The 20,906-nt window shown below is 56.1% G+C and carries 13 protein-coding genes; 3 read left to right on the forward strand and 10 right to left on the reverse strand.

The window, feature by feature from the left end; genetic code table 11:
* Positions 1-568: 568 nt before the first annotated feature.
* Complete coding sequence (locus H7B67_RS11330; RefSeq protein WP_185119930.1) at positions 569-1,225, forward strand: transcriptional regulator; 657 nt, start codon at positions 569-571, stop codon at positions 1,223-1,225.
* Positions 1,226-1,300: 75 nt separating this feature from the next.
* Here the strand turns inward: H7B67_RS11330 and H7B67_RS11335 are convergent, their stop codons facing one another.
* Complete coding sequence (locus tag H7B67_RS11335; RefSeq protein ID WP_185119931.1) at positions 1,301-3,586, reverse strand: beta-glucosidase family protein; 2,286 nt, start codon at positions 3,584-3,586, stop codon at positions 1,301-1,303.
* Positions 3,587-3,698: 112 nt separating this feature from the next.
* Between H7B67_RS11335 and H7B67_RS11340 the strand changes: the two genes are divergently transcribed.
* Together H7B67_RS11340 and H7B67_RS11345 are read left to right on the forward strand one after the other, a co-directional pair.
* Positions 3,699-4,946: a helix-turn-helix domain-containing protein gene (locus H7B67_RS11340; protein WP_185119932.1), complete on the forward strand. Its 1,248-nt coding sequence runs from the start codon at positions 3,699-3,701 to the stop codon at positions 4,944-4,946.
* Positions 4,947-5,098: 152 nt separating this feature from the next.
* The gene (locus H7B67_RS11345; RefSeq protein WP_185119933.1) at positions 5,099-7,075 is read left to right on the forward strand and encodes a methyl-accepting chemotaxis protein; all 1,977 of its coding nucleotides are present in this window, start codon (positions 5,099-5,101) and stop codon (positions 7,073-7,075) included.
* Positions 7,076-7,146: 71 nt separating this feature from the next.
* Here the strand turns inward: H7B67_RS11345 and H7B67_RS11350 are convergent, their stop codons facing one another.
* The 9 genes from H7B67_RS11350 to H7B67_RS11390 form a co-directional block, all read right to left on the reverse strand.
* Positions 7,147-8,703 carry an alpha-L-rhamnosidase-related protein gene (locus tag H7B67_RS11350; RefSeq protein WP_185119934.1) on the reverse strand — a complete coding sequence of 519 codons (1,557 nt, stop codon included), beginning with the start codon at positions 8,701-8,703 and terminating at the stop codon, positions 7,147-7,149.
* Positions 8,704-8,719: 16 nt separating this feature from the next.
* Positions 8,720-9,559, reverse strand: a complete 840-nt coding sequence (locus tag H7B67_RS11355) for a carbohydrate ABC transporter permease (protein ID WP_185119935.1) — start codon at positions 9,557-9,559, stop codon at positions 8,720-8,722.
* Positions 9,556-10,437, reverse strand: coding sequence for a carbohydrate ABC transporter permease (locus H7B67_RS11360; RefSeq protein WP_185119936.1), 882 nt, complete (start codon positions 10,435-10,437; stop codon positions 9,556-9,558). The genes H7B67_RS11355 and H7B67_RS11360 overlap by 4 nt, the downstream gene beginning before the upstream one ends.
* 106 nt (positions 10,438-10,543) lie before the next feature.
* Positions 10,544-11,923, reverse strand: a complete 1,380-nt coding sequence (locus tag H7B67_RS11365; protein ID WP_185119937.1) for an ABC transporter substrate-binding protein — start codon at positions 11,921-11,923, stop codon at positions 10,544-10,546.
* Positions 11,924-12,205: 282 nt separating this feature from the next.
* Positions 12,206-13,828 carry a helix-turn-helix domain-containing protein gene (locus H7B67_RS11370; protein WP_185119938.1) on the reverse strand — a complete coding sequence of 541 codons (1,623 nt, stop codon included), beginning with the start codon at positions 13,826-13,828 and terminating at the stop codon, positions 12,206-12,208.
* Positions 13,813-15,576, reverse strand: coding sequence for a sensor histidine kinase (locus H7B67_RS11375; RefSeq protein ID WP_185119939.1), 1,764 nt, complete (start codon positions 15,574-15,576; stop codon positions 13,813-13,815). The genes H7B67_RS11370 and H7B67_RS11375 overlap by 16 nt, the downstream gene beginning before the upstream one ends.
* A gap of 52 nt (positions 15,577-15,628) precedes the next feature.
* Positions 15,629-17,353 (reverse strand): extracellular solute-binding protein, encoded by a 1,725-nt coding sequence (locus tag H7B67_RS11380; RefSeq protein ID WP_185119940.1) that lies wholly within the window; start codon positions 17,351-17,353, stop codon positions 15,629-15,631.
* A gap of 140 nt (positions 17,354-17,493) precedes the next feature.
* Entirely contained in the window at positions 17,494-19,008 is a 1,515-nt protein-coding gene (locus H7B67_RS11385) for a carboxylesterase family protein (protein WP_185119941.1), read from the reverse strand.
* 87 nt (positions 19,009-19,095) lie between these two features.
* Positions 19,096-20,889 (reverse strand): type 2 periplasmic-binding domain-containing protein, encoded by a 1,794-nt coding sequence (locus tag H7B67_RS11390; protein ID WP_185119942.1) that lies wholly within the window; start codon positions 20,887-20,889, stop codon positions 19,096-19,098.
* Between the last annotated feature and the right edge of the window lie 17 nt (positions 20,890-20,906).

The raw sequence follows: 20,906 nt of genomic DNA on the forward strand, positions 1-20,906 counted from the left end.
ACCGCGATGCTCCGGTAGTCGGGTCACCGATATGGGCTGCTGAATTAATACTCGCCCAGCAGATCAAAGGCAGCAAGCTTGCCGTACGATCCGTACGATCGCCGCCCGATTCGCGCAAACGCTTGCACAAACGCGCTTAGTTACTGTATCCATAGAGTAAAATCCACCTTAATCATTTCGAAAATATCCACCATTGCAATACCGAGCAGACGAGATTCTAACGGAACTGATGGCCCTTATTCTACCGTTTTTGGGCCGATTGCCCATCTAACGGAAGTGAGAGACGTTATTTCGTGATATTCCCTTTAATCGGATTAAATTCGTAAAAATAAAGGCTCTCATTTCCGTAAAAATTCGAAAATCGTATTTTTTCATTAAATAAGGGCTCTCATTTCCGTTGCAAAAATGGAAGAGATGTACAATCCAACTTTGGCGTGATATAGTGGGATCAATATATCCGTCATATCGGCCTGAAGCACAAGCCGCTTGGATCCGGACCGCTCTATCTAGAGCGCTAAGGGATCTAGGCGGCTTTTTGCATTTGGCCATGGCCAAGGGAGGAAAGTCAATGAGCTTGTTCGATGAAGTCTATGAGAAGTGGCTAGCCAAGCAAATAACGGAGGAAACGAACCCGAGGAGAAAGGAACGGCTGAGAAAAGGACTGACTTATGGGACGATTGCCTATCTGCGCGAAATCTGGTTCCCTGCCGTCGGCAACCTGGACTATCTCTATGCGGAATACGAAATTCGTGATTGGGGGAACGGATATCGGTATTTGGATCTTGCGTACATGCCGAACGGGGCCCGAGGCTGCGTCGAAATCCAAGATTATCGTACTCATGCTCGCGATATCGAGAGCGGTCGTTTTAAGGATCTGTGCATGAAGCAAGCATTGCTCGGACTGGACGATTGGCTTATTCTCCCCGTCGCTTATCTCTCGATACGGGAAGACCCTGGCGTGTGCAAGCAACTGACGCTAGCTTTTGTCGGCAAATTCTTATCCATGGAGACGCCTCCCGAGCTGAACTGGGCGGAAGCGGAGACGATCCGTTTTGCAAGGAGAACGGTTCTTCCGTTCACTCCCCGCGAGCTATCTGCGCATCTTCGCCTAACGGAGCGTCAAACTCGTCACATCCTTCATCGCCTAACCGAGAAAAAACGGCTCGTCGTAGCCAACGGGAAAACCCGCTATCGCACGTATAAGCTGCCCGATCCTCCCCGTTAATGCTGCCGCGGCCGCCTGGAAACTCTTAAATATCGAAAAAAGCCAACACCCATCCGGGTGTCGGCTTTCTTCTTCCTACCGCCCCTGATTCAACTGGGCGATTAAGCCGTCCAGCATCTCGTCCGAGAACGCCCCTTGGCTGAACGCGACCAGGTTGCGAAGCGGCATGTACTTCATCATGGCCGCCATCATGTCCCCCATGCCATCCGGGGCTTCCGACTCGCCCGAACCGACGCCCATGCCCGCTTGGAACTGCTGCAGCAAACCGCTAACCATCGGCGCCGTCCTCGGATCGTTCATCAGATCGCCGAGCAACGAGTTGCGATGAACCTCAAGCGGCAGCGCGACCGTCGATTCCACCCTCACCGTGCCGGACAAGACTATATCCGCCGACGAGCGGCCGATCAGAATCTCGAAATCCCCGGTCTCCACGTGCCAATCTCCAAGTTTCTCGTTGTAATAGGCGAACGAGCGCTTGTCGAGCACGAACGTGACCGTCTTCGATTCCCCGGGCTGAAGCTCGACTTTGGCGAAGCCCTTCAGCTCCTTGGCCGGCCTTATGACCGTGCTTTCCGCATCGCGGACATAAAGCTGAACGACTTCTTTGCCCGCGCGGGAACCGGCGTTGCGGACGGTTGCCCGCACCTCCAGCGTGTCCGCGTCGCTCAGACGGTCGCTTCCCAGCTGCAGATCCGAATAGTCGAACGTCGTATAGCTGAGACCATGCCCGAACGGGAACAATGGCTTCACTTGCTTCGAATCGTAATAGCGGTAGCCGACAAAAATCCCCTCGCGATATTCGACCCGATCCTCTTCTCCCGGGAAGAACAGGAAGGACGGGTTGTCGCTCAGCTTCTCCGGGAACGTCTCGGCCAGCTTGCCGCTCGGGTTCGTCTCGCCGAACAGCAGGTCCGCCACCGCGCCGCCGACCGCTTGACCTCCGAGATAAGCCTCGAGCACCGATTTGACTTGCCCAAGCCATGGCATCACGATCGGGGAGCCGTTCATCAGCACGACGACCGTATTGCCCTGCGCGCCAGCCACGGCTTCGATCAGCTGCTCTTGATTGGCCGGCATCCGCAGATGCGTCCGGTCGTAGCCTTCCGATTCATACCGGTCCGGAAGTCCGGCGAACACGATCGCGACGTCCGCCGCCGATGCGACGTTCTTCGCTTCCTGGATCAGCGCCGCATCCGCGTCGTCGCTGTCGAGCGAATAGCCTTGCGCGTAAGCGACGGCAGCGGAATCGCCCGCCAGCTTCCGGATCTCCTCGAGCGGATTGTCCAGCTTGGTCGGGTTAATGTGGGAGCTTCCGCCGCCTTGGAATCTCGGCTTCTCCGCGAAGGCGCCGATGACCGCGAGCTTGCCCCCGCGCGAAAGCGGGAGCAGGGAATTTTCGTTCTTGAGCAGCACCATCGACTCGCCGGCGACCTTGCGGGCAAGCGCGTGATGGGCGTCCTTATCATAAACGGCGTTCACCCGCTTGCCGTCCACGGTCTTGAAGATAAGCTCCAGCAGCCGCGCGACCGCGCGATCGAGCGCTTCCTCCGACAGCTTGCCGCCGCGCACCGCCTCGACGATTTTCCGGTCCCCGAACCCTCCGTTGCCCGGCATCTCCAGCTCGTTCCCGGCGGCCAGCCCGTCGACCCGCTCGTTGTTCGCGCCCCAGTCGGTCACGACGATGCCCTCGTGCCCCCACTCTTCCTTCAAAATTCGAGTCAGCAGGAATTCGTTCTCGGAAGCGTACGTCCCGTTCACTTTGTTGTAAGAGCTCATGACCGTCCAAGGCTGCGCCTTCCTCACCGCTCCTTCGAAGCTGGCCAAATAAATCTCCCGGAGCGTTCTCTCGTCCACGACCGCGTCCACCGACATGCGCCGATGCTCTTGGTTGTTCACGGCGAAGTGCTTCAGCGACGTTCCGACGCCCTGGCTTTGCACCCCGTTAATGTGGCTTGCCGCCATCTCCGACGACAGATAAGGATCCTCCGAGAAATACTCGAAGTTCCGGCCGCACAGAGGCGACCGTTTAATGTTGGCTCCCGGTCCGAGAAGAACGGCGACCTCCTCCGCCTGGCACTCTTCACCGAGCGCGACGCCTACGCTGCCGATCAGCTCCCGGTCCCATGAGCTGGCCATGCCCGCCGCCGAAGGAAAACAAGTCGCGGGAACGCTGTCGAACAGACCCAGATGATCGCTGCTGCCCTGCTGCTTGCGAAGTCCATGCGGGCCGTCGGTCACCATGATCGAAGGAATGCCGAGCCGCTCGACGCCTTTTAACCGCCAGAAGTCCAATCCGGAACACATTCCCGCCTTCTCTTCCAACGTCATCTGCGAGATAAGAGCTTGAATGTCTCTGCTCATGAGAAGCCTCCTATAACGAAATGTAATCGTTTTCTATCTATATTATCGCACGGTTATGGCCGCCAAGATGGTATAATATCAAGAAAAATAGGATGAAATCGAGGAAATCACTATGAACATGACGATCGAAGGCACTGCCATGGAATGGATCCAGCTCGGCAAGCTGCTTCAAGAAAGCGTGCGGCTACCGGTGTGCGTCGTAACGACCGAGCCGGACTTGAACGTTCTATGGAACGGCGAATTCGAGCCGCATCCGGCTTACGCGGATCCTTCGGAGCTGATTCGTTCCGTCGCGGCTAACGGAATCGATTCGCCTTATCCCCTGCTGCGAGCAACTCCTTTTATGGAGCAGTTCATTCTCGTGCCCGTAAGAAGCTCAGGCTCCAATCAAGCGTTAATCGTCGTCGGACCGACGATCCTTCAGCATCCGGACGAAGAAGTCGCCATGAACCAATTGAACGACCTCGACGTTCCTCGCCGGGAACGTCCGGGTTGGCTCCGCTATTGGCGCGCTCTCCCCGTCGCGAGCCGAATGCAGCTTCTTCACGTCGGCGCGCTGGCTCATTGGACGGCGAACCGCGAGCCGATCGAGATGACGGAAGTGCTGCAAATGAACCTGCATGACGATCCTCGTTTCGGCTCGCGAGAGAAGACGGACGCCGCGATATGGAGCCAGAGAGAGTCCTTCCTCCTGCCCGGCAGCCGCGATTACGAGAGAAGGATGCTGGATTGCATTCGCGGCGGCAAGCCGGACGAGCTGATGAGCCTGCTGGCGGACTTCTCCTCCGTGAAAGTAGGCGTCCTCTCCAAAAGAAGCCAGCTTCGCAACCTGAAGAACCTGGCCATCTGCGGAATCGCTATCGCCACGAGAGCGGCCGTCGACGGCGGGCTGTACGAGGAATTGGCGTATTCGCTCAGCGACCTCCATATTCAGCATATCGAGGAACTAAGCGATTCGGGCTCGGTGGAGGCCGCCCTGAATCAAGCGTTTCTCGACTTTGCAAGTCGGGTTCGCGAAACCCGGCGCCAATCGGTGTCCCGGCCGGTCCATGCCTGCCAAGAGTACATTTTCAACCACCTGCACGAGGACATCACTCCTGTTCGGCTAGCGGAAGTAGCCGGCCTGCATCCGGGCTATCTGTCCCAACTGTTTAAAGAAGAAACCGGGCTCACGCTTATGAACTATATTCAGAGAGAGCGAATCGAAGAAGCGAAGAAGCTGCTGGACCATACCCGCGACTCGATCTCGGAGATCGGTCTTCGCTTGGGGTTCTACGATCACGCCCACTTCGTCAAAGTGTTCAAGAAGCACGCCGGTACGACTCCGAAGCGATATCGGGACCCCAACCGAAGGAGATGACCGGCATTCTCCCTTTTTTAAGTTCCATTTTGTATACTTAGTACCCCTCCGCGCATTAATTGCCTTATAGTCCTATAAACCTCGCAAAATTCCCATCTATAATAAATTTGGAGAGATTTTCCTTACAGCGAAGAGATAGGAGCGAGAAAAAGTTGTCTAAATGGAAGGGTTTCTACAAGAACTTCAAAGTTAAGCTGATCGTAGCTTTCGCCGTCATCCTGATCATTCCTTCGGCCGCGGTCGGCCTTCTTGCCGTCGACAGCGCTAAGAACGAGCTTAGGGAACAGATGATCATCGGAGCCTCCTCCAGCGTGGAGCTGCTCGATTCGGTCATCGACAATATGATCGAACCCAAGCTGAACGATATCGGATATTATTCGGAGATCCTAAACTCATCCTTTTATCGTCAAGGGGCGTCTCCGGAGTTGAATGGACTTTTCGATTTATACATGAGGCTTCATCCGGAGGCGAGCAGCATCCTCGTCGGAACCGACGCCGGGTTGTTTATCCGTCAGCCCGCTCAAGAGATGGCCGCCGACTACGATCCGAGGACCAGAGACTGGTACCTCGGCGCGATGAAGAACCCGGATGCGCCGTTTATCACCGCCCCGTACGTGTCGGCCGCTTCCGGCGAGGTCACCATCACGATCTCGAAGGCTACGTCGGACGGAACGGGCGTCGTCGGGATCAGCTTGAATCTCAACGAGCTCAAAAAGCAGGCGGATAACGTGAAAGTCGGCAGCGAAGGGTACGTCATCCTGCTCGACGGATCTCGCAAATACATCTCCCACCCGACCGAAGCTGCCGGAGCGGACGCGGTCGAACCGTTCTGGGACCGCGTCTACGAGTCCGATGCCGCTAGCTTCGATTACGAGTTGGACGGCCGTGCGAAGCATATGGCTTTCGCGACGAACGCGCTGACGGGCTGGAAAATCGCCGGTACGATTTTCGCATCGGAAATCGACGATTCGCTGCGGCCGATTCTGATCAACACGGCCATTACGATAGCGGTATGCGTCGTCGCGGGAGCGATTCTGGTCTTCCTCGTCATGCTGTCCATCGTCCGTCCGATTCGCCGGCTTAAGAACAACGCGATCCGAATCAGCGAGGGGGATTTGCGGGAGAACATTCGTATCGATTCCACGGACGAGATCGGGGAGCTCGGGAACGCGTTCAATGTCATGCAGGACAACCTGCGCACGCTGATCAAGAACGTCGATGCGGGAGCCGAGCAAGTCGCCGCCTCCTCGGAGGAGCTGACGGCCAGCGCCAAGCAGACGAGCGAGGCGAGCGAGCAGGTCTCGATCGCCGTGCAAGAGATCGCCGGCGGCGCGGAGAAGCAGACCGGAGCCATCGAAGCCAACGTCGGCTCCTTGGAAGAAATCGCGATCGGAGTCGGCAGGATCGCCGAGAGATCCGCGGCCGTCGCGGAGCTGTCCGAGCAATCGGCCGCTCAAGCCGATGAAGGCGGAGATGCCGTTCGATTATCCGTCTCCCAGATGCGTTCGATCGCGGATTCGGTCGAAGAATCGAACCGCATCATCCGCGAGCTGCACGAGAGAACGCTGGAGATCGAAGAGATCTCCGGCGCGATCCGGGATATCGCCAACCAGACGAATCTGCTCGCGCTGAACGCGTCCATCGAGGCCGCCCGAGCGGGCGAGCACGGCAAAGGCTTCGCCGTCGTCGCGGGCGAGGTGCGCAAGCTCGCGGAGCAATCCGACGCCTCCGCCCAGCGGATATTCGGCTTGATATCGGAGATCCGCCAAGGAACGGACAGCTCCGTGTCGACGATGGCGAGAGTTTCCGGCGAGGTGGAGAGCGGCCTGCGCCTCTCGGAGGATACGATCCGCAAGTTCGAGCGGATCATCTCCGACATGAAGGATACCGCTCCCCAGATCGAGGACATCTCAAGCGTCGCGGAGCAGATCGCCGCGGGCATCCGGGAAGTATCCGCAAGCGCCAAAGAGCTCGCCGTCATCGCGACGGGCAACGCGGCAACCTCTCAGCAGGTCGCGGCTTCCTCCGAGGAGCAGCTGGCGTCCATGGAGGAAATCTCCTCCTCCGCCGAGTCCCTGTCCAAGATGTCCGAAGAGCTGCGGGCTCTGATCAACCGATTCCAATACTAAACGCCCGAAGAGCCCTTCTCCCTCCATGACGGATGGGAGAAGGGCTTTTTACGATGGCCAATGCCGGCCCTTCAAGCGAAATACTTTCGAATAAAGTAAGCCGGGGTGCAGCTCCAGGCGTGACAGTAGCTGTTGATCAGGTTGCTGCCGTACGGCGAGTTGTTCTTGTCGGAAGGGTTGTATACTTCCCAGAACGTGTCCGCGCCGTCGCGGGCCATCTCTCCCCAATAGGCGCGCATCTGCTCCAACGCTTTCTCCGCGCGGCCCGATTCGAGCAGCGCTTCGATCAGATGGTGGAACATGTACGGCGTCATCGGCCGCACCTCCGGATTCTCCTCGAACAGCCGATCGAGCAGCGCCGCGTTCTCTTCGCGCGGAAGAACTCCCGCCAGCACCATCCAGATCTGCGACGCCCAAGAAGCTTGCCGAACGTCGCCGCTCTCGAAGAAGCCGGTCTCCGGATTCCGTAGATGCTTGAGCGCCGCCGCCGTTACCCGCTCGATCTCGCCCTTCAGCCTCTCCGCTTCCGCTTCGTCTCCGAGCCGCTGCGCGATCACGACCGCCCGCTTCATGCCATAGATGAGCACGGCTTGAGCGGATGCTTGCTTGTTCAGGTCGTCGTGCCAATCCGTGAAGCAGTACCAAGACGGGTCGTCCTTGACGATTCCTCTCTCGTCCAACCTCTCCAGGGCTAGTCGAACCTGCTCCGACGCGACAGGCCATAGCTCGACCAGAGTCTCGCGGTCCTGCGAAGCCTCATAATAATCGTGCAGCGTTGCGATAAAGAACAAAGAATAGTCGTACAAGTAAATGTCGTCCGCCGAAGGCTCCGGCTTCTCGTACACGCAGGCGCACACTTGGCCGCCCGGCAGCCGCAAGCCCGCGAACAGATACAGGCATCTCTTCACCAGCTCCATGTTGCGGAACGTCTCGTAGTTGACGAGCGCCTGAAGCCGCAGGTCGCCGATCCAGAGACGGCGGTCCCGCTTCGGGCCGTCCTCGAACACCGTCTGCATGCAATCCTGGAGCGTGCGGACCGCGATGCGGTCGATCTCGCGCAGGTCTTCCGGCACGCTGTCCGGCAAACCCTTCACCGCCGCCAAATCCGCCGAGCTAACCGAAGTCGCGTACAGTTCGTCGAACGCGACCTTGAACTTGCGAGCCGGGGTCAGCACTTCGACCTTCAGATAGCGGAAGCTATAGCGGCGAGGCAGCGTGTACGTTCCCGGCACCAGATCCAGATTCACGATCTCGTCCTGCAGCCAGGAACGGTCGAGCCAGCCGTCGTACGTATCGAAATCCTCCCCGATCTCGACGGGCATCTCGCCGAAGATCAGCTTCAGTCGAACCGGAGAGTCTGCCCGCGCCTCCTCCGACCGGATCTTGAACGTCAAATACCCGACCTGATGATCGCCGAAGTCGACGACGAAGCTCTCTCCCTTGGACAATGCCCGCCGGCGCAAAGCTTCGATCGATCCCGTCTCTCGAACCTTCCACCCATGCAGCGAAGTCGAATCGGCCTCCACCTCAATGGTGCGAACCGGCTCCACGCGGCGCTCATGCAGCGTCGGCGTCAGGCGCTCCGCCTTTTCCACGAACGACTTGTCTACGTATGATGATTGAATCATGTCGCCCTTCCCTCCCTTATCCCTTGACCGAACCGACCGTCAGGCCGCCGATAAAGTATTTCTGAAGGAACAGGAACGCGAACAGCAGCGGAAGCACGCACAGGATACAAGCCGCGAACAGGACGTTCCACTGCGCCGGGTTCTGCTGGTCCCCGAGGAAGCCGAGCATCGCGACCGGAATCGGCGATTCCAGCGCCTTCGTGATGAACACCATGTTAAAGAAGTAATCGTTCCAGATCCAGACGCCCTGCGTGATGACGACGGACACTGTTACCGGCAGGATAAGCGGGAACACGATAATCCAGAACCTGCGGAACAAGCCCGCTCCGTCCAGATGCGCCGCCTCCTCCATCTCCTCCGGAACGCTGCTGCGGATGAAGCCCGTATAGAGGAAAGTCGAGAACGGTAGGCTGCACGTAATGAACATCAGGATCGGCGTATATTGGTTCATTGGGATGCCAAGATCCTTGATCATCTGAATGATCGGGATCAGCACCATCTGGCCCGGCACGACGAGTCCCGACAGAAAGAACAGGTACAGGAACTTGCTCGTCTTGCTGCGGATACGCGCCATCGGGTAGGCGGCCATCGCCGCCAGAAGGACGACGAAGATAACGGAAACCCCCGTCAGAATAACGCTATTCAGCAGCGCGGTCGGAAAATGCATGCGATTAAAGGCGGAACGGAAGCTCTCGAAAGTGAACTCGTTGAACCAATTAAGCGGATTGGTCATGTTGCTCGGAGACCGCAGGGAGCTCGATACGACGATGAGCAGCGGCGCCAGGTTGACGAACGCGATCAGGATAATGAGAAGATGGGTAAAAGCGCTGCGCGCGCGGCTTGCGGTGCCGGTCATGCGGATACCTCCTTGCGATTCAGAGTAAGGACGAACGCGGCCGTAATGACGATAATGATGGCGAAGGAGATAATGCCGAGAGCAGAGGCTTTGCCGAAGAGCTGCTCGGTGAACGCCATTTTGTAGATCGCGAAGATAAGCGTGTTCGTCGACGTGCCCGGTCCGCCGTTCGTCATGATGTACGAGTAGTCGAACGCCTTCAGGCCGTTGATGACGCTAAGCGTGACGTTGATCGTGACGGAAGTGGCGAGCAGCGGAATTTTGATGTAGCGCACGAGGTTCCAGCGGCCCGCTCCGTCGATTTTACCCGCCTCGATCAGATCATGGGGAACCGTCTGCAGGCCCGCCAGGAAGATGATCGTGCTCGTTCCGATGTTTTTCCAGATGTCGACCGCAATGATGGAGTACAGCGACTTGTCGTAGCTGCCCAGGAAATTCGTGTCGATGCCGGTGATGCCAAGCTTATTCAAGAGAGAGGCGATCAGTCCTTCGTCGGGCATGTAGATGTAGCTCCAGATGAACCCGACCACGATGGCGCTGAACAAAGTAGGGATGTAGAACGCCGACCGGTACAGACCTTTCGCTCGAATATTCGCGTTGAGGAGAAAAGCGAGAGCAAGGGCAATAATATTGCCGAGAATAACGCTGATGAATGTGTAGAGCAGCGTGTTCTTGATCGAAACGCCCAGAATCTCTTCGTGAGCGAGCGTCTTGAAATTGTCGAAGCCGATGTAGTTGAACGATTGAACATAACCGTTGTAGTCCGTAACGCTGTATTGGAACAGCTTAAGAATCGGAATAATCCAGAACAGCAGGTAAAAAATAAGCGCGGGAAGCACGAAGAAATACATCGTTTTTTTCATGACGGCGCGATTCATGATGTTTCCTCCTATCTAATCTATCCAATCTATCCTATCGGGGAATGAATCAAGGGAGGACGGCCCTCCCTTGATTCTCCCTTCTCTATTTAGCTTGGCTTATGGCTTATTTGTTGAGCTCGTCGTACTTGGCCTGCATCGCCTTGGCCACGTCCTCTGCCGTCGTCTTCTTGCCGCCGATGATCTCGGAGAACTTCGTCTGCATGACGTCGCTCACGCCCGCCGGCCACATTTGGTTGGAGAAGTAGTACGCATGGCCGGTCGATTGGATATCGGCCAGAACGTCGTTGAACATGTCGTTGTTCGGCTTCAGGCCGGTGTAGACCGGGATGGACGTGTTGGAGGCTGCCCAAGCTTGGAACAGCGGGGACTGTCCGTCGAACATGTACTCGAACACTTGCTTGGCGACGTCCAGGTTCTTGGACTTCGCGTTGATCGCGTAGCCCGCGGCCGTGGAAGCGGAAGCGTAGACCGGCTGTCCGGCGTCGTTGCCCGGCAAGGAGAAGAATCCGCGCTCGAAGTCGGCTGCGCCCTTAGCCGTGACTCCCGGGAGATCCCAGGTGCCCGTGAAGATCATCGCGGCCTTGCCGTCGACGAACTGCTGCATCGCTTGCGCGCTGGCCATGCCGAGGGAGTTCTTGGAGACGTAGCCCTTGTCATAGAGCTCCTTGTATTGGTTGATCGTCTTGATCCATCCGGCATCGGAGAAGTGGGTTTCGCCCGTCTGCAGCTTCGTGTCGAACTCCGGATCGGACGGGTATACCGAGTTGGCCGCCAGCTGGTACATGCCGAACTGAATGACCCACGGATCCTTGTCGCCCATCGTGATCGGCGTGATACCCGCCGCCTTCAGCTTGTCAGCGGCCGCCAGGAAGCTTGGCCAATCCTTCGGAATCTCGGTGATGCCCGCTTCGGCGAACAGATCCTTGTTGTAGTAAGCGCCGAGAATGTCCATGCCCTTGGATACCGCATATGTCTTGCCTTCGTAGCTCATGTCGTTCTTGGCCGATTGGCTGAAGTTGTCCCAGAAGCTCAGGTCGGACAGGTCCGCCGCATAACCGGCCTTGGCGACTTCGATGGCGCCCATGTTCGCCAGCTTAGGGAACACCAGGAAGTAGTCCGGACCTTCGCCGGAAGCGAGCTTCGCCTTGACCGCCGTATAGTACTGGTCGTCCGGCAGCTTCTGCACTTCGAGCGACACGTTCGGGAACTTCTCCTTCACGAGCTTCGGCAGCGTGTCCAGCTCGAAGTCTTCGCCGCTCGCCGCCTTCGAGCCGGACACCAGCATTGTCAGCGTAACCGGCTTGGACGTGTCGGTGCTCGCGCTGGCGCTGGCGCTTGCCGATGCCGATGCGCTCGGCGACGCCGCCGGGCTGCCCGAAGCGCCTTCGCCCGAGTTATTGTTGTTGCTTCCGCAGGCGCTTAAAGACGCGACCGCCAGGGATGCCAAGGTGATACCGGCGACTTTCTTCTTCCAGCTATTCATTGCAAATCCCCCTATGTGTGATGTTCGATTGCTCTTAACAACTCTAATTGTAAGGGGTTGCAACACTCTCCATAAAGCGCATGCTTTTTTGGCTCAGTACCGGATTTTTTGGATGGGGGACAACTTGCCGGATACCGGATTCTCGCCGATTGGTTCGATGATTCTCTTCAACAAACATCCGCACATTCATTCACCATATAACCATCGCATGCCGAAAGACCCCAAAACAGGAGTTAAGGGGTTTTTGAGTCCTCTATTAATTGAGTATCCTTGGCAGTTCGCTTATGCCCTCGCGTTCTCGCGATACTCCTGCGGCGTCACTCCCGTGGCTTTCTTGAAGAAACGCGTAAACGACTGGGACGCCTCATAGCCGACGCGAAGTCCTATCTCCTGTACCTTCCACTCGCCGTTCTTCAGCAGTTCCTTGGCCCGTTCGATCCGCATCGTCTCGATATAATCGGACAAATTCGTTCCGCATTCCTGTTTGAAGAGCCGCGACAGATAAGACGGATTGAAATGGATAAAGCCGGCCAGGCGAACCAGCGACAGATCCTCAGCCAGATGCTCCTCGATATATTCGCAGACTTTGCGGATAGCTCCTGCCGCGCGGTTGCGTTCTCCCGATCTCCTCAGCTCAAAGAGGGATTCGGCCGCCTCCCGGAGGTACGCGAACGCTGCCTCCCATGTCGGGTGCTCGTCCCGGCGCATGAGAGCCGAAGCTCCGCTCACCTGATCTTCGAGCTCCAACCGATTGATGTACGCGAGCAGGACAAGCGCGATTGTGTAATAGCTCTCCTGCAGGAACGTTGCGCTATGCTCCCGGTCCGACTCGGTCAGTTCGTCGAACAGCTGAAGAAAGTCATCGCGCCTTCCGGCATCCAGATGCGCCGCCAGTGCATCCGACCGTTCCCGGGGCGAACGCACTCTTGCGCTCCCATGAGATTCCACCGCTTCCAAGACGACCGTCTGTACCAGATGATCGCCGTCTCCCGCCCGCAGCTGGCGATGCTGCCTGATTTTGTCATAGGTGGAGGACAGCTTCGGCCATTCGCAGGGCCGATCTCCGAGCGTGATGGAGACAGAAAGCTTCAAGCTCTCGATGCAAGCTTCCTGGATCAGCTCGAATTGGCCCTCCAGATATGGAAGCATCCGCGAGGCTTTATCCGGCTCGTCCTCTTCCTCCCGATCGTTCCGCGGCTGGATCAGCCAGACCGGTTCGCCGAAGCGATCAAGCATGCCTAGGCTGATCATGGGTTCCGCCCAGAAACCCTCGGCCAGCAGCGTTACGGCCAAGGCCGATTCTTGCTTGCTGGCATAGGACAGCACGGAAGCGCCGTTAGACATGTCCCCCAACGCGACGTATACCGGCCGGGAAGCATCTAGAGGCAGCTTCAGCTTGCGGAAGTCCTCTTCCAGGTTAGGCGCCGGCTTCGCGCCGTGCAGGAGGTGGCAGAAGTATTCGCCGCGCGCCAGCACCTCCAGCGTGTTCATTTTCTCCTGCGCGCGCTGGATCAGATCGTTTACGCGCAGACTGTCGTCCAGTTCCGCCACGGCCTGACGGACCGCCTGGATCACCTTCGGATACCCTTCGCTTTTGAGCAGATAATTCACTCCGGGCGTCTGAATGGCTTGATAGACGGAATCGAAGTCGCTATAGCCCGTGAGGAAGATCACGCGGCAATGCGGCCAATTCCGTTGAATGATGGATAACAGTTGCAGCCCGTCGATTCCCGGCATCCGAATGTCGCTTAGCACGATGTCTACCCGGGTACGGTGGAGCCAGCCCAACGCCTCCCGGCCGGAATATGCTTTGTAGAGATCCAAATCCATCCCGCACCCGGACAACGCCTCATACAAGCCGTCCGTTATCATGTCTTCATCGTCCACGATCAGCAGTCGGTACACAGGCTCTCTCCTTCCCATGGCAAGATGAGGGTCGCTTGCAAGCCTCCAAGATCGCTTCGAGCGACTCGAACCCCGCCTCTTTCTCCGAACGTTATCATTAATCGGCGATGAATATTGACAATCCCCGTCGTTTCTGCGAGTTCGTCCCTGTTCGTCAAAGCCTTCATCAATTCGTTTAACTTCTCTTCCGTCAATTCCTCTCCGTTATCCTCTATGACGATAAGAAATTCATCGTCCTTGCGCTCGAAGCGAACAACGATCAACCCATTCTCTTCTTTGCGCTCCAGGCTGTGTCCGAATGCGTTCTCGATGATCGGTTGGACGATTAGCCTCGGTACCCTCAGCTGCGCGACTTCTTCCGGAAGATCGTCGAACTGCGCTCGGATTCGTCTGGAGAACCGCATCCGTTGAATCTCCGTATACGTGCGGGCGTGCTGAATCTCCTGGGCAAGCGGAATCTCGTCGGAAGCGCTGCGAGTCACGAAGCGGAAGTACTCGCCTAGTTGGATCGTAAATTGCTCCACCCGCTCGTTATCTCCGGATCGGGCCATCGTGCTGAGCATAAACAAGCTGTTGAAGAGAAAATGGGGATTGATCTGCGATTGAAGCTGCTTCAACTCCGCCCGCTGCGTCAAGAGCTTCTGTCGATAAGCCTGATCGATCAGCGAGCGAAGATTGGCGACCATCTGATTAAAACGGCTGTACAAATAACCGAATTCATCCTTCGACTCGTGGGTGATGACTTGATCCAAATCGCCGTGTTCAACGCGACGAAAGCTCTTCACGAGCCGAAGCAGCGGCTTGTGAATAAACTTATAGGTCGACATCGCATAGAGAGCGACTATCACGAGAGCGGCGGCTGCGAACAACCAGGCCCACGTATAAAACTTATCCAACGGCTTGTGAATAACCTCGGATGGAATAAACCGATAGATCGACACGCTCAGCTTATCCGAGCCGGCATGAACCGTGTAGTACCTCCGACCTGCGAACACGGTATCTTCGCCATATCCGCCTGAAGCGCTCCGCGACTGTCCGACAAAGCCGGATACTTCGTCCATAAAGGAGGCGACGGCGCCGCTTGCGAGCGCGAGCCCGCCGCTAGCCGAAACGAGCAGAGTGCCGCTTCCCGGATGGGTGTTGAATTGGGCCAGCGCTTCCGTCAGCTTCTGCTGGTCCAGTTCGATCTCGACGTCGAACAACGGGGGCCCCGTCTTGCCTCCGCTCGGCTTCGCGGCGCTTAGGAACAATCCGTTCCCCCGTTCGACGATCCTCGAATTTCGGCCTTCGAATACGGAGTCGAGACCGTCATAGCGTTCCTCGTCCAACGGACTTACGCCATAGACCGACGAAATCTCAAAACCAATCGGGCGAATGGAGACGCTGACCTCCTTGATGTACATGCTGCTATTCTGAATGAGGTAAAGCCGTTTACGAAGCGAATTGATCTTATCGGTCTTCTCTATGATCTCCATCCGGTTCGAGAGGAGAGTCAGTTTGTTTAGATCCTCGTCCTCCAGAAGACCGAATTGCAGCAGCTTGATTCTCTCTACCTCGTTCTCGAGCTCGGTCAAATAAAATACCGTCTGGGAAGTCGCCGTCTTGACGATATCTTCCCGCGCCGTTTGTATCGACCACTGATAGAGGTATATTCCCAGGACTATAAGCGGCATAAGAATGAGTAGAAAGGTAGAGATCAAACGAAGAAACAAAGTGTTGCGAATCGAGAAAATCGGCGAATTGAACATGGCGTACCCCCGTTAGGTTCCCATCGATGGCAGGCAGCGAAAGCTCTACTCGTCAATTTCCTACCTTCATCATTCCGTAATATTCGTTGACTTCCTTCGTGATCCGATCTCCGCCAAGCTCTTTCCAGTCCTCGACGAATTGATCGAAATCATCGATCGGCGAGCCCAGGATGATCTTAACGAACACTTCGTCTCTCATTTTCTCCAACGTCGATTGGCGTTCCACCATCGTTGCCGTCGGCGATCCGGCGAATTTATCAAGGAGGAACTGATTGTTCTTGTCGTATTGATCGACAATGCTTTCAGCCCCGTCAGGTCCGTAGATTCTCTCCCATCCCCACAGCGCAAACCCCTCCTTCGAGCCGGAAGCATAAGAATCCAGCTTCTTCTGAATCGCCTTCGCCTCGCCGGTCAGCATCGACTTATTGCCCGTCTTCCTCACTTCTTCCAACGTCCTGTATAGTTCCAGGTTTTTCCTGGTGGGAGCAGGTTGGACCGGAGACAGCTGCCAGACGCTCTCCGTATCTGGAGGGGCATAGTAATACTCGTTCTCCTCGGTTAATCCCCAGTTCTTCTCGACGTGCATATTGAACAGCTTGATGACGGCTTCCGGATGCGCTGCGCCTTTGCGGACGGCGAAAAACTTGGTCGTGCTGAATTTAAGCGGAACCTTCGCCGGCTCGCCGGACTCGGTAACGATCGGGAACGCCTGCCATTGCGCATTCGGATCGTTGTTTTTATTCCATTGCAGAGGCCAGATAGAATTCCATTGTTGTCCGTATTCCATGCCGATCTTGCCGCTGACGATCACCTCGGAGATTTTGTGGCCTTCCTTGACGCCGAATTCCTTATCCAGTTCGCCGTTTCTATACATCGTCTGCAAGGATTGAAGCGCCTTCTTCGTCTCCGGTTGAACGCTTCCGTACACCAGCTTGCCCGATGAATCCTCCAGCCAGATGTTCGGATATGCCCCGTACCCCGCCATAAAACCCTCTAATCCCATCGCCCCTCCCCACAGGTCCTTCGTAATGGCCAGTCCGTAGGTATCCTTCTTGCCGTTGCCGTCCGGGTCCTGCTCCGCGAATACCTTCGAGATGGCCAGAACGTCGTTCATCGTTCGGGGAGGCGACATGCCCAGCTTGCTCAGCCAGTCCGTGCGTATCCAGATGAGTTGGGCTTGTTCGATCGACGAGCCCGTCTGCGGGATGGCCATTAGCCGCCCGTCGAAGGTAGCGGCATCGAACGGCCCGGAGCCCTCTTCGGATAGAATCTCTTTGAGAAGCGGAGAAGCGTATTTCTCGAATAAATTGGTCATATCTTCGATCTGGTCCGAGTCGACAAGCTGCTTAAGCTGGGTAGCGTTAACCGGTATGATGTCGGGCAGGTCGCCCGAAGCCAGCATGACGCTCATCTTCTGCAAATAAGGGTCCGACGTATCATCGCCCTGAATGACCCAGTTATACTTGATGCGGATGCCCAGTTCCTCGGAGTAGAGCTGCGTCCAACGATTATCCTCGAACTTCTCGTTCTTTAGCACGCTCAGAACGTTATTTTCAACGACATCGCTCCGATTGCGAACCGTCGTGATCTCGATTGGAGGATCGTATCGGCCTATGGGATTCGCCTCTTCTGCTGCCGCTGAGGATGACGGGTTGGCAGATGGACTTGGCGTTGCCTTGCTAGTATGGTTACCGTTGCCGCTGCAAGCCGTTAACGCCGACGAGAGAGTCATTGCCAAACCCAAAGCCAAAATGGAATGAGCCTTGCCAATATTCATAGTCAACCCCCTTCATCGGACAACCATGTAAGCGCTGTATTCTCCATATTATCAAGAGGATAGATAGAAAATGCAAGCGGTTGTCTTCGTATCGAAACACCCTCAATAAGCGAAATACAACGCTTGGGCCCGCTATGGGTTTACTTGAAATATTGCCCCACCAGAAACTTCATGATCTCGCTAGGCTCTTCATTAGCAAACTCGGCTTGATCCGCGAACCGCATGCCGTACGGCGCCTCGTTTGTATAAGGCTCCCACTTCGGCAGCTCCTCTCCGGACGTCCCCCGACCGTTCGGGTCTCCGGATCGAATGAAATTCGCCCAATAGTCGCACATTTGGCGGGCCAGATCGTAATGTTTGCCGACGAACGGCCTCCAGCACTTCGCAAGCGTCTCGAAGAAGAACCAAAGATCGACCGAGTGGAACGTTCCGGGATCGTCCCAACCCGGGATCTCCGCATCGAAGTTATAGTAATACAACGGGAGACGGGCGCCGGTATCGGAATTGGCCTGCCCCGCGATCCTTATCGCATATTCGATGCAGCTGACCGAAGACTTCTTCACGGCCTCTTCGAGCCTACCCGAATCCGCGCGGCATAGCGCGAGGAATGTTTCCGCATCCTCTCCGAACAGATCGGCCGCCATCCGTTTGAATTCATCCATGGTTTTCGTGGATGGAACGCTGTAAAATTCGGAAGACGTGTGCCCGAGCATAACCGGCACCGGCCAGCGCTTGTTCTGAATAAACAATTCAAACGCATCGCCTACGTTGAACTTGTTGTCGGTTACCGTCCCCCAGAATTGACGGGATTCCAGGTATTTGCCGAGAACATAGGCCGCATCCAGCTTTCGGGCTTCTGCTAGCGAGGTTACGCCGAGAGATTCGAAGAATCGAATTCCTTCCTCCTCCGCTTCCGACAAGCCGCGCAGAAACCTGTGCGTTCCATCTCCCGGATAAAGCTTCGCGAATGTCCCGCTCTGAACGATCGCTCTATGGAAGAGTCCTTCATTCTGAGGAGAGACGAGTTGGTTCATGACGCTGCCGCCTCCGGCGGACTGCCCGCCGATGGTAATGTTATCCGGATCGCCGCCGAAAGCCCGGATATTGCGTTTGACCCATCTCGTAGCCATCTGTTGATCCAAGTGACCGAAATTCGCCGGCGCTTCCGGCGCTTCCGCCGTAATCTCGGGATGACATAGAAATCCGAACGCATTCAAACGATAGTTGATCGTAACGACTACGATCCCTCTTCGGGCAATACGTTCGCCGTCGAATTCCATTTCGGCCGGATGACCGACCTGCAAGCCGCCTCCGAAATACCATACGTAAACCGGAAGCATCTCATCGGCGCCGTTGGCCGGCGTCCATACATTCAGATAGAGACAGTCCTCGTCCATGGCGATATCGGGCTCGACAGCCCATTCCCGGGTATAGATGTTGTTGACATCGATTTCTTGCCTAACCTGCATCGAAACCGGCGCGAATTCGTACGCTTTCAGCACGCCTTCCCAGTCCTGGGCCTTCTGCGGAGCCCGCCAGCGATTCTCCCCGACGGGCGGCGCGGCGAACGGGATTCCCTTGAAGCTCGTTATTCGAGGGTCGGCTGCCGGCAATCCCCTCACGATTCCATTTTCTACCTTTGTTACTCGAAGCACGCGATCGTCTCCCTTCTTTCTCGAATCCCAAAAAATCGGAGGAAGATATCCTTAAGATATCCTCCCCCTTGAGTACGGAATGCTCGTTTACGGATTAGCCGTCGCTTCCGCGCGAAGCTTCACGATCTTCTGGGCTTTCGCCGTATCCGCCGCCACGACGTCATTCCAGCCGAGGCCCGTTACATCCTTCTGCATCTTTGTCCACAACTGGTCGAACTCCGCTTGGTTTTTCGCGAATACCATTTTCCAGGATGTATTCTTAACATAGTCCGAGATTTGGCTGCGTTTGTTCTTAATATCGGAGGAATCGCTTCCAAGACTCGTGTTGATATTGGGTACGATATCGATCATATTGTTCTTCAGATAGAATTCCGTTGCGTTCTTAGCGTTATAGGCATTCTGCCAATCCGTCGTCAGGGCCGTCTTGTTTGCCTCGATCGTCGAGCTCCAATAGTTGTTGTTATAGAATTCTCCCGTATCCGGGTCGACGGTGAAATCGCCCATGATCATGGTGTTGATCTTGCTCTGACCGTCTTGGTATCCGCCGCCGCCGTATTCATCCGGAACCGGGGTATTGTTCTGGAACGCCGTTTGTCCGACTTCGGTCAAAGCAAACTTGCCATCGGCCGTCTTCTCGTAATTGAAGCCTTCGAAGCCGTTCGTATAGTAGCGCATCCCTTCGGGAGAGACTAGCCAATCCATGAATTCCATGATTCGGTCGGGATCCTTCGCTTTCGAGCCGATCGCGAACACTCTTCCATTGCCGTAATAGGCGTCGCTGTTCTGGATAATGCGAGTATCCATGATCGGAACCGCCACGTTTCCGTCTCCGTTCTTGCCTCTCTCGATCGAGTTGTAGAAGCCTCTCTGCCAGGAGTACCACAGAAGAAGAACCTGCTTGTTGGTCAGCTTTTCGGCTACCTTGTTCCAATCCTGGGTCGGAGAGTCGGGGTCGACCAATCCCATCTGATTGGCGTCGAAGTAAAACTGCAAAATCTTCTTGTACATGCTGTTATCGTCGACAAGCGGAACGATTTCGCCCTTCGCATTCAATTGAATGGTCGACGTTCCGTCCGGCTGCTCGTACCCATACCAGTTACTGAGCCAGCGCACATTCTCCATGCTGCCGCCGTCCCAATCCTTCCACAAGGAGATCGGAACGATCGGCTTGCCATCCGGAGTCTTGGGGTACTTCTCCTGCATCTGCTTCAGAACGTTCAGAAGATCGGTCAGGTTGTTAAGCTTGGGGGCGCCGACTCCCTTGTAATAATCCCAAGGCATAATCGGACTCGAATAGGGAATCTCCTCCGAGAACGTCGTCGGCGAGGTATCGGCTTCCATAGTCGGCAACGCGTAGATCTTGCCTTCCGGATTAACCTGATCGAACGCCGCGTTGAACGGCTTGAAGTGATTGTCTACGTATTGGGACAAGTACTTAGTATTCTTGATCTTATCCGTGAGATCCATGATGAGTCCGGCCGGAATCAATTCTTCCAGTTGGCTGTTGTCGATGATCAGCAGATCCCCCAGATCGCCCGCCGCCGTTCTCGTCTTGTACAGCTGATCGCCGGCCACTTGCGGCGCGAGAATGTTCAAAGTGATATTGAACTTGTCCTTGACAAGTTTGCCGTACCACCCCGTTTGTTCCCCCTGGTAATTCGCCGCATTGTCATACACCGTAATGGTCAACGGCTTGCTGTGGTCGATGGCGCCGGATGTCTGCGATGCGCTTGCGCTTGCGCTCGATCCCGATGGCGAGTTCGATGCCGTAGAGGTGTTGTTTGAACCGTTACTGCATCCAGCCAGTGCGGCCGATACCAGGATCGATCCGGCCATCGACACGGCTATCGATTTCTTGACCATTCGCTTGCTCTTGCTCATTTGCAGCCCCCCATATT

The organism is Cohnella thailandensis (genome assembly GCF_014212135.1).
Taxonomy (GTDB): Bacteria; Bacillota; Bacilli; order Paenibacillales; family Paenibacillaceae; genus Cohnella; species Cohnella thailandensis.